The sequence below is a fragment of the Methylobacterium frigidaeris genome (genome assembly GCF_022179185.1).
Classification (GTDB): domain Bacteria; phylum Pseudomonadota; class Alphaproteobacteria; order Rhizobiales; family Beijerinckiaceae; genus Methylobacterium; species Methylobacterium frigidaeris.
Genome location: NZ_BPQJ01000010.1, coordinates 169,079 through 179,493, shown reverse-complemented (window position 1 = coordinate 179,493; position 10,415 = coordinate 169,079). Strand labels below are relative to the sequence as shown.

General features: G+C 71.1%; 7 protein-coding genes. 6 read left to right on the top strand and 1 reads right to left on the bottom strand.

The genetic code is table 11. From position 1 onward, the window contains the following. The first annotated feature begins 42 nt into the window (after positions 1 to 42). Positions 43 to 1,677: a cyclic peptide export ABC transporter gene (locus MFF64_RS13190; protein WP_238191132.1), complete on the top strand. Its 1,635-nt coding sequence runs from the start codon at positions 43 to 45 to the stop codon at positions 1,675 to 1,677. 266 nt (positions 1,678 to 1,943) lie between these two features. Then, on the top strand, positions 1,944 to 5,351 hold the full coding sequence (locus tag MFF64_RS13185) for a serine hydrolase (RefSeq protein ID WP_238191130.1): 3,408 nt from the start codon (positions 1,944 to 1,946) through the stop codon (positions 5,349 to 5,351). Positions 5,352 to 5,398: 47 nt separating this feature from the next. Here the strand turns inward: MFF64_RS13185 and MFF64_RS13180 are convergent, their stop codons facing one another. Then, positions 5,399 to 6,205: a thioesterase II family protein gene (locus MFF64_RS13180; RefSeq protein ID WP_238191128.1), complete on the bottom strand. Its 807-nt coding sequence runs from the start codon at positions 6,203 to 6,205 to the stop codon at positions 5,399 to 5,401. Positions 6,206 to 6,649: 444 nt separating this feature from the next. On the opposite strand from MFF64_RS13180, the gene MFF64_RS13175 reads away from it, so the two are divergent. The 4 genes from MFF64_RS13175 to MFF64_RS13160 all read left to right on the top strand — a co-directional run bounded on the left by MFF64_RS13175 (position 6,650) and on the right by MFF64_RS13160 (position 10,370). Next, positions 6,650 to 7,228, top strand: a complete 579-nt coding sequence (locus MFF64_RS13175; protein WP_238191125.1) for a YcjF family protein — start codon at positions 6,650 to 6,652, stop codon at positions 7,226 to 7,228. 165 nt (positions 7,229 to 7,393) lie between these two features. Continuing rightward, positions 7,394 to 7,573: a hypothetical protein gene (locus MFF64_RS13170; protein WP_238191123.1), complete on the top strand. Its 180-nt coding sequence runs from the start codon at positions 7,394 to 7,396 to the stop codon at positions 7,571 to 7,573. Positions 7,574 to 7,642: 69 nt separating this feature from the next. Continuing rightward, a complete protein-coding gene (locus tag MFF64_RS13165; protein WP_238191121.1) occupies positions 7,643 to 9,067 on the top strand; it encodes a prohibitin family protein in 1,425 nt (474 codons plus the stop codon). Further along, complete coding sequence (locus MFF64_RS13160; RefSeq protein ID WP_238191119.1) at positions 9,048 to 10,370, top strand: outer membrane beta-barrel protein; 1,323 nt, start codon at positions 9,048 to 9,050, stop codon at positions 10,368 to 10,370. The genes MFF64_RS13165 and MFF64_RS13160 overlap by 20 nt, the downstream gene beginning before the upstream one ends. The last annotated feature ends 45 nt before the right edge of the window (positions 10,371 to 10,415 follow it).

Sequence of the window (10,415 nt, the reverse complement as noted above, 5' to 3'; positions counted from 1 at the left end):
CCGCGCCGCCCCCGAGGTCCGGCCCCCGGAAGGACCGGCCGCATGAAGGTGCTCGACCTCTTCCGCCGGGAGGCCGGCGTCGGCGGCCTGCGCTTCCTCGTGCTGGCGGCACTCTCGGGCCTCTCCAATGCCGGCGTGCTCGCGATCATCAACGTCGCGGCCGCCAACGTCCAGGACAAGGCGGACAACTTCCGCAACCTCGTGCTGTTCGGCCTCGCCATCGCGCTCTTCGTGGTCACCCAGCGCACGCTGATGATCGAGGTCTGCGAGAAGGTCGAGCGCCTGATCGACCGGATGCGCACCCGCCTCGTCGAGCGCGCCCGCCGGGCCGAGTACCTCGACCTCGACGAGGTCGGCCGGGCGGAGATCTATGCCTGTCTCACCCGCGAGACGCAGATCCTGTCGCAGGCCGCGCCCAACATCGTCATCGCGGTCCAGTCGGCGATCCTGGTCGGGTTCACGCTCCTCTACATGGCGGCCCTGTCCGAGACCGCCTTCCTGCTCTCGGCCGGCTTCACCCTGCTCGGCGCGATGATCCACCTCTCGCGCAGCGGCGAGGTGAAGCGCCAGCTGCGCGCCGCCTTCGAGCGCGAGAACGCCCTGATCGAGGGCCTGAGCGACATGCTCGACGGCTTCAAGGAAGTGAAGATGAGCACGGACCGCTCCGACGCCATCGCGCGCCGGATCGCCCGCATCTCGGCCGAGGTCACGCGGATGCGGATCGGCACCCAGACCGCCTACGCGACCGACTTCGTGACCTCGCAGGTGACGTTCTTCATCCTCACCGGGATCATGGTGTTCGTGGTGCCCAACGTCAGCCAGGCCTATATCGAGGTGGTGGTGATGACGACGACCGCGAGCCTGTTCCTGATCGGCCCGGTCTCGAACGTGGTCGGCAGCCTGCCGATCTTCGCCAACGCCAATGCGGCGGCGGAGAACATCACCCGGCTGGAGGCGCGGCTCGGCAGCGTCGGGGCCGGGCCCGCGGCCGTGGCCGGGCGCTTCGCAGGATTCCGCCGCATCGTTCTCGATCGCGCGACCTTCTCCCACCACGCCGCCGGGGGCGAGAGCGGCTTCCGGGTCGGGCCGGTCGACCTCACGGTCGAGCGCGGCGTCACCCTGTTCCTCACCGGCGGCAACGGCTCGGGCAAGACCACCTTCATCCGCCTGCTGATCGGACTCTACCCGGCCAGCAGCGGCGTCATCCGGGTCGACGGTGCTCCCGTCACCGCCGCCGCCTTGGCCGACTACCGCAACCTGTTCTCGGTCATCTTCTCGGACAACCACCTCTTCGCCGAGCTCTACGGTATCCAGGAGATCGATGCCGCTCTCGCCGACGAGTTGTTCGCGCTTCTCGAGATGCAGCACAAGTCGAAGCTGGAGGATGGGCGCTTCACCGTCACCAAGCTGTCCGGCGGCCAGCGCAAGCGCCTGGCTCTGATCGGATCCTTGCTGGAGAAGCGCCCGATCTGCGTGTTCGACGAGTGGGCTGCCGATCAGGACCCGCATTTTCGCGAGAAATTCTACCGCGTCGTCTTGCCGTTCCTTAAAGATCGTGGAATAACGGTACTCGCAATCACGCATGACGATGCCTATTTCGACTTGGCTGATATCCACGTCGACATGAAGAATGGCGGTTTGAACGTGGTCAGGACTGCGTCCGCCATGGCGGAGTAGGGGCACGGCGCCGTCCGGGACAAGAGCGGGTGACGGGCGCGGCAGCGGGTTTCCTCCTCTCCCCGCGGGCGGGGAGAGGACGGAGCCTGCGCCGGGATGCGTGGAGTGTTCTGCGGGACGCCTGAGCATCGGCCTCCCGAGGGCCAAGACTCCCGGACTCCCGGACGGGCGCCGGGGCCGGGCGATCAATCGACAATCGCGACGGGAACGTGCGGGGGCACAGGATGTCGGCTCGGCTGGCGGTCAGGGTTCATCGTGGCACATTCGTGCGCGCGGCACGGCTGGGGATGGCGGCGGCCCTGTGGCCCGCCGGCGCGGCGTTGTCGCCCCGGGCGGCCTCCGCCGCCGACATCTCGCAGGTCGGGGGCGTGGTGCAGGGCCTCCTGGACGCCACGGCCTCGCAGGGCCAGCCCCAGGGCCTCGCGATCGGGGTGAGCCTCGCCGGGGGCAGCCAGACCTGGACCGGGGCGGCGGGCTTCGCCGATGCCGCAGGCACCCAGCCGCTCTCCGCCGACATGCAGTTCCGCATCGGCAGCGCCACCAAGACCTTCACCGGCACCGTGGTGCTGCGCCAGGTCGACCAGGGCGTCGTCGGGCTGAACGACCCGATCAACAAGTGGGTCGGGGACCTCGCCATCCCGGGCGGCGACCAGATCACGGTCCGCAACCTGCTCGGCATGACGAGCGGCATCCCGGATTACCTGAAGGGGCAATCGCGCACGGTGCCGGGCATCACCGTGCTGCAGGAATGGGCCAACTTCACCAGCCCGACCGGCCCCTACGGCAATGCGGCCTACACGCCCGAGCAGCTGGTGGCCGCCGCCAAGACGCTGGCGCCGAACCCGATCGGCCCGATGAACTACTCCAACACCAACTTCGTGGTGCTCGGCCTGATCGCCCAGCGCGCCTCGTGCCTCACTCCGGGCGGGTGCCAGAGCATCGAGACGCTGGTCAACGGCATGGCGGCCGGCATCGGACTCGGCAAGACCATCTTCCCGACCGGTACCGGCTACACGGCGAGCCACCCGCGGACGATGGAGACCGTGCTCAGCGACGACACCCTGTACAAGGTGTCCTACGGCTCCCGGTTCGACATGACCTACGTCGATCCCCGCGTGCCGTGGTCGGCCGGCGCGATGCTCTCCTCGCCGGCGGACGAGCTGCGATGGGTGCGCCAGCTCGCCACCAACAATCTCGGCCTGCTCTCGCCCGCCACGCAGGCGCAGAGGGTCGGAGACACGACGCCCGGCGAAGTCGCGGGCATCCCCGCCAATTACGGCCTCGCCATCTACGGCATGCCGAGCGTCGGCACCGGCGGCGCGCTGCTCGGCCATAGCGGCCTGATCGGCGGCAACACCTCGTCCCTGTTCTACAACCAGGATCTCGACGCGGCCTACGCCATCAACTTCGTCGGCTACCAGGGCTTGGCGCAGTCGTGGTTCCCGCTCTACGGCGCGACCGACGCCTTCGGCCAATACGTCTACGCGACCGGCGCCCCCGGTTCGGGCGCCTTCTCCTCGGTCATCACCCTCTGGGCTCTCGACCGCAACGTCACCCTGGCCCTGACGACGCAGGGCTCGTGCAGCTTCGGCGCGGCGCCCGCGGGCGGGCTCTGCTCCGGCGACAACGTCCGGACCACGCCGCTCGACGTGGCCGGCTCGAGCCTCGTCCTCCAGCCCTCGAACCGCACCATCGGCGGCATCTCTATCGACCCGGCGACCGGCGCCCTGTCGCCGACGAGCTACGTGCGGCCGAGCCTCGCCACCTTCGGGAGCGGCATCGCCGCGGTGGCGCTCCAGGGCGCGGCGAACCTCTCGCTGCAGCAGGGGGCCGGGCTCGAGATCTGGGGTGCCCGCTCGGTCGGCGTGGCGATGACGGGGCAGGGCAACCGGGCCGAGATCGCCGGCACCGTCGCGACGTTCGGCAGTTCCTCCGTCGGCGTGCGGATCGAGGGCAGCCTCAACACCCTCGACGTCCGGCCGACCGGCACGGTCAACGGCTCCGACGGCCCGGCGATCACCCTGGCGGGCACCGGCAACCAGGCCCTCGTCGCCGGCACGGTCGCGACCTACGGCAGGATCGACGATCACGGCAATGTCGTCGAGCAGGTCGCGATCCGCGGCGGCGGTTCTTCCAACCGGGTCGAGGTCCTGCCGGGCGGGACCGTGACCGGCGACATCGCCATGATGGGGGCGGCCAGCGCCGTGCGGGTCGACGGCAGCGTCGCCGGCAGCATCCGGATGGCCGGAACCGCCACGACCCTGAGCGGCACCGGCCTCGTCTCCGGCACGGTCGGCGGCGGCGGCACGGTGGCGCCGGGCAACAGCATCGGCACCCTGACGGTCGGGTCCTTTCTCGGCCAGAACACCGCGCTGGTGATCGAGACCGCCGCCGACGGGCGCAGCGACCGGCTCTCCGTCGCCGGCATGGCGAGCCTCGCCGGCGGCACCCTGCGGGTCGTGCCGACCCCGGGACTCGGCGGGATCTACACCGCCCTGACGGCCGGCGCGGTCCAGGGCAGCGTCGATGCGGTAACGACGGGAAGCCGGGTCGCGGCCGGGGCCCGCTATACCCCCGTCGCGGTCGAGGTCGCCACCGCCAACCCGTTCCAGACCGATGCGGCGGCGCGCACCGCCGCCGCCGACACCTTGCGCACCCTCGACCTGTTCGAGCGCCGCGCCGGCGCCTTCCGCACCGCGAGCGCCTTCGGCCCGCCCCCGGGGTCGGGCGGGGTCGGCACTCCGGGCTCGGCGGAGGTCGGGGGCGCCGATTCGCTCAGGACCTGGCTCTCCCAGCGCGGCCCGATGGCGGCGGGATCCCGGGCCATGGGCGCCGCAATCTGGGCCTCGGCCTACGGCACCGTCTCCCGCCTCGACGCCGACGGCCCGGTCCCGGCCATCGCCAGTAGCGGCGGCGGAGTGATGGTCGGGGCCGACGCGGAGATCGCCCCGAACCTGCTCGCCGGCGTGATGGGGGCGTTCAGCCGCACCGCCGCCCAGGCCTCGCCCGGCGGGTACGGGTCGAGGCTCGATGCCGACGCCTACAAGATCGCCGCCTACGGCGCGGTCGAGGTCGGCCCGGCGGTGATCAGCGCCTCGGGGCTCGCCGGGCGCGGCGACCTCGCGAGCTTAAGGCCGACGGCTTTCGCGGGCATGGCCGGGTTCGCCCGCGGGCGGCTCGACGACACCCGTTTCGCCGGCCGCCTGAGCGCCGTGACCACGCTCCAGGCCGGCGAGGTCCGGCTGATGCCCCGGGCGGCGGTCACGCTGCTGCGGGTCGAGCAGGATCCCTATACCGAGCAGGGCCTGCCCGCTTCCTACGCCTCGACGATCGGCCGCACCCGCTTCGCGCTGGCCCGGCCCGAGCTGAGCCTCGCCCTCGGCCGCACCATCCTCTTGTCCTATGGCGGCTGGTCGGGCCTGCTCGACGCCGAGATCCGGGCCGGCATCGGTCGCGACCTCGTGCTCTCGGCGCCCGACACCCAGGTCCGGATCCCGGGCTTCACGCCGCTCTCCGTCCGGGGCTTCAACCGCGACGCCTTCGTGGTGCCGGTCGGCGCGCGGGCCGAGCTGCAGGTCGCGAACGCGCTCTCGGTCTTCGCCGATTACGAGGGCGTCGTCTCGCGGCTCGGCACCGACAACACCGTGCTGGGGGGGCTGCGGTGGCGGTTCTGAGCGCCGTCCCGGGGCGGCGCGCCCGGGCAAACCTGCGGGCGGCCCGATCAGGCGGCGTGCCGGGCCCTGCGGGCGAGCGGTGCGAGGCGGTCGTAGACCGCTTGGCGGAACGGCTCCGCCGCGTCGCGCAGGAAGAAGTGGCCGCCCTCGATCTCGACGCAGTCGAAGGCGGCGGAGGTCGCGCGGGCCCAGCCGGCGACCTCCGTCGGCGACACGAGGGCGTCCCGGCGGCCCGCGAAGGCGGTGACCGGGCAGGGCAGCCGCTGGTTGCCCGCCTCGAGCGGCGTCTCGGCCAGAGCGAAATCCGCCCGCAGGGGCGCCTCGAACAGGGCGCGGAATTCCGGGTTGTCGAGGATGGCCGCCGGCGTGCCCTGGTAGTCGGCGAGCCGGCTCCAGAACGCCTCGGAGGGCAGGGTGTGGAGCGCCGGGCCGCGGCCGGGCAGGTCCGGGGCGCGATGGGCTGCGACCATCACGATCTGCGGCAGCCTCAGGCCCCTGCGCGCCAGCACCTGGGTCAGGCAGAACGCGACCCGGGCGCCGACCGAGTAGCCGAGGAGGGCGTAGGGCCGGTCCAGCACTGGCGCCAGCGCCTCGGCGAGCACGGCGACGAGGGGCGGCATCGACCCGATGGCGGGCTCGGCGATCCGGTTCTCGCGGCCGGGCAGCTGCACCGGCAGCACGTCGAGCCAGTCCGGGGCGTGCCGGCGCAAAGGCGCGAAGACGGAGGCGCCTCCGCCCGCATAGGGCAGGCAGATCAACCGCAGATCGCAAGAGGTCGCGTCACTCGCGTGCGGCAGCCATCGGCGGGTGCCGGCCGGCGCCGGCGACGATCCACGGACGGGGACAGTGTTCATGTAAGCCTCGCGAGGATGAGGCGGCGTTGAGCGCCGCGGGTCCGATCGAATGACGCCGGAAATGTTCGGATCTTATAGGATCTTTGAGGTAATATCAGCAACGATTTTCTAAGGAAATCGTTGAGAATGAGGAATTATGAGCACAATCAGAGTGTTGATGCGTGTGCATGTCTTGGTTTCAAGATGAAAAATCTGCATTGAACTCAAGAACAAAGTAGACTTCGGCGCGAAGCCGTGCGATCACGGCACGGCGAAGTACGGCGGCGGGCATGCCGCGAGCCGCCCGGCGCTTTGCAGGCTCAGGGCATTGTCCGACGACATGGATGCCGGCTCGTCGCAGGGATGTGCGGCGCGACCGGAAGGCCACGACCAAGGACCCGGAGCCCTGTCCGATCGCAGCACGGTCGGGCGGGGCTCGGGACGCAGCTTCGGAGAGAGGGCGACATGGCATCAGAGACGACGAGCGAACTGGCGAAGACGGTCGACGCGGCGGTGCCGACGAGCCGCCGCGAGCAGGTCGATCAGATCATCCGCAAATACACGCTGTGGTCGGCCGGCCTCGGCCTGATCCCGCTGCCGGTGATCGACGTGGCGGCCGTCGCGACGGCGCAGTACAAGATGGTCGGCGAGCTCGCCAAGCTCTACGACCTCCCGTTCTCGCAGGAGCGGGTGCGGGCCCTGGTCGGCGCCCTCCTGGGCGGCGGCCTGCCGGCCGTCGTCGCCGGCGGCGGCATCGGCAGCCTGGCCAAGTCGATCCCGCTTGTCGGCACCCTGGCCGGCGCCGCCGTGATGCCGGCCCTGTCCGCCGCGGCGACGATCGCCCTGGCCCGGGTCTTCGTCCAGCATTTCGAGGCCGGCGGCACACTGCTCGATTTCGAGCCGGAGACGATGAAGACCTACTTCAAGACCGAGTTCGAGCGGGCCCAGAACAAGGCGAATGCCGGCGCGGCCGCGCCGTCCGAGCCCGCCAAGGCCGACAGCCCGATCCGGACGCGGACGCCGTCCTCGGTCGGCGCGTCCTGATACCCGTGCACCGGACGCTGCGCGTCTCCGGCGCGGCGAGGTGCGGGCTGGACTCCATGACGGCGAAACCCCGGGTGGAGCGGCCGAGCGCCGCTCTACCCGGGTTCGAGGCCGGGGCGGGCCGCGCCCTCCGGCCGGTCCCGACCCGCGGCGCGAGGCTCATCGATGTCGGCCGTCGTCTATCTCGTCCTCTGCATCCTGGTCGCGTGTTTCGGCATCGGCTACCGCGGCGGCTTCCTCCTGTACTTCATCCTGTCCCTCGCCCTGACGCCCCTGGTCGGGCTCCTGGTGCTGGTCATCGTGAGCTCGAACGACGGGGAGGAGCGAAGGCGGATGAAGCGCTGACCGGTGCGAGTATCGGGGTGGAGCGCGGGACTCGAGAAGCCCGTGCGGGAGCGAGAAGGGCGTGATCTGGTGAGTATCGAGAGGGTGGAGGCGGAGCCGCGGCCCCGCCGGCGGTTCCGGCTGCCGCGCCGGCGGGACGCGTTGCTCGGCCTGCTCGTCGTCCTGATCTGCGCCGTCTTCCTGGCGCCCTACGTCGTCGTGACGGTTCCGGCCGGCTCCGCCGGCGTGATCTGGCACCGGTTCTCCGGCGGGACCGACACCAGGAAGGTGCTGCCCGAGGGCATCGCGCTGATCTGGCCCTGGGACAGGGTCTACCTCTACGACACCCGCCTGCAATCCCACAGCCTCGACATCGTCGCGCTCACCCGTGACGGCCTCAACGTCACTATCGCGCTGACCTTCCGGTGGTTCGTCGACCGGGACAACCTGGGCTACCTGCACAAGCTGGTCGGCCCTGATTACCTGAAGCTGCTGCTGATCCCGGAGGTCAACGCCTCGACTCGGCGGGAGTTCGGCAAGTTCCAGACCACCGACTTCTACAATGCCGGCCGGGAGGTGATGGCCCGCGAAGTCTACACGGGCGTTGTCGATCCGGGTCGGCCCAATTTCATCTACGCGCGCAACGAGCGCGAACTCGACCGGGAGAGCAGGCAGGGGCGGCCCGACGCGGAGGCGGAGATTCGCGACCGCCTGATCGAGATGACCGACATCCTGGTCCGGGACATCATCCTGCCGCCGCGCATCACCGGGGCGATCCAGTCGAAGATCGAGCAGGAGCAGCTCGTCAAGGAGATGCGGTTCCGGGTCGAGCGCGAGCAGTACGAGAGCGAGCGGAAGGTCATCGAGGCCAATGGCATCAAGCAGTTCCAGGAGATCGTGCAAGCGGGGATCTCGGAGGCCTACCTGAAGTGGCGCGGCATCGAGGCCACCGTGATGCTGGCGACCTCGCCGAACGCCAAGACCGTCGTGATCGGCGGGAACGGAGGCTTGCCGCTGATCCTGAACACCGGCGACGCGGCGACGCCTCAAGGCCCCTCCGCGCCCGGCCCGCAGGCGCGCATCCCGCAGGGGCCGGTTTCCTCCGGGCCGACGCCTGCCGCCGGCGACGCCCCGCCGCTCGAAGGGGCGAATGCCTACGAGGGCAGCGTCGACGTCTCGCGGCCCGAACTGAAGAACCAGCAGCCCAGCCCCTACAGCCTCGGGGCGCCGCTGCCGGCGCCGACCGGCGCCTGGTCCCACGACCTCACCCTCGGCCTGCGGACGATCCCGTCCACGGATCCGGATGCGCCCGCGCTCCGGCAGAGCGCCCCGCAGGCGGTCCCGGCCCCGGTGCCCGCCGGCGGGATCCCGCTCCTGTCCTCGCCGGCGGGCACCGGTGGCGGCGGCACGTTCTGGACCCGGATGCGGGACCTCTTGAGCTACACGGGCTGGTTCGGCGGGCCGGGCAACAGCGAGGCCAAAGGTGAGGTGAAGGGTGGGACGCCGAACCGCTGAGACGCACCGCCGGTCCCGCGGCCGCCGCGGCTGGGCGGTGCGCGGCTGCCTCCTCGGCGGGGTGCTGGCCTGCGACGGGACCGCCCGGGCGCAGAGCCTGACGGCGCCGAGCCAGACCGTCGATCCGGAGACCGCGAAGGCCGCCCTGGCCAGACCGCTCGACGTGCCCAAGCCCACGCCGGCCACGGGCCTGCGCTTCTATGACGGGGCGCTCGTCGTCGCCCCGCAGCTCTCGCTCAGCGGCATCTCCAGCAGCAACCTGTTCCAGAACGCGACCGGCATCGCCGACCTGAAGGCGGTGGTGGCGCCGGCCGTCACCGTCGCGCTGGACCAGGGCGATGTCGGCGCCTCGCTCGTCGCGAGCGGCCGCTTCGGGCGCTACCTGCTCACCGACGCCCTGCGGCAGGACGGCTACCTGTTCGGCCCGTCGCTGCGGGCGCGGCTCGCCGAGCCCTGGACGCTGACCACCAGCTTCCAGGTCAAGCGCCAGGCCTACGCCCTCTCGGCCCTCGGCACGCTCGGCGCCGGGAACGTGCAGACCTTCGTGACGACGCAGACCTCCCGCACCGCCCTGTCCTACGAATCCGGGCCCTACTTCGCCGAGTTCGTCGGCCAGGTCCAGGCCTGGGGGCAGGGGGTCGAGGGGACCGGGGAGGCCGCGGCCCCCGCCTTCGCCAACCGGTACCAGCGCACCGAGTTCAACCAGATCGGCAAGGTCGGTTTGCGTTTCTTCGACGATGCGACAGCGTACCTGCTGGTCGCGGGCAACCGCATCGCCTACCAGCTCGCGGACGGCTACGACCGCGACTCGCGCGGCGCGATGGTGGCCCTCGGCCTCGACCTGCCGGTCCTCGACGGCCTCCGGACCACCGGGCAGGTCGGCTACCTCACCCAGCGCTTCGCCGATCCCCGCTTCAACACCGTCGGCCGGCTCGTCGGGCAGGCCACGACGACCTGGCAGATGTCGCAGGACTGGGCCTGGCGGGGCTACTGGAGCCGGGCTGCCTCCGAGCTCGTCTCGCCGGGGATCCCGGCCATCACCGTCACCAGTTACGGCACCGCCGTGACCTACCAGGTCGATCCGGCGCTCTCGCTCGAGGTCCGGCTCGAGCGGCTCATCCAGGCCGCGATCCAGCTCCCGATCACCTACCGCGGCTGGGCCGTCGTCCTCGGCGGCCAGTACCTCGTCTCGGAGCGGACCGCTCTGGAGTTCGGCTACAAGTTCCAGCGCCAGAAGACGACCGACGGCAGCCAGAACTTCCGCGAGCATAATCTCGGCCTGGGCGTGACCATGAAGTTCTAAGGCGCCGGCTCTCCCCCCTCACGCGTCCTCTCGGCCTTGCGGCGA

Coding starts and splice junctions, on each gene's coding strand:
- MFF64_RS13190 (WP_238191132.1), top strand. CDS start 43: ATGAAGGTGCTCGACCTCTTCCGCCGGGAGGCCGGCGTCGGCGGCCTG.
- MFF64_RS13180 (WP_238191128.1), bottom strand. CDS start 6,205: ATGAACACTGTCCCCGTCCGTGGATCGTCGCCGGCGCCGGCCGGCACC.
- MFF64_RS13175 (WP_238191125.1), top strand. CDS start 6,650: ATGGCATCAGAGACGACGAGCGAACTGGCGAAGACGGTCGACGCGGCG.
- MFF64_RS13170 (WP_238191123.1), top strand. CDS start 7,394: ATGTCGGCCGTCGTCTATCTCGTCCTCTGCATCCTGGTCGCGTGTTTC.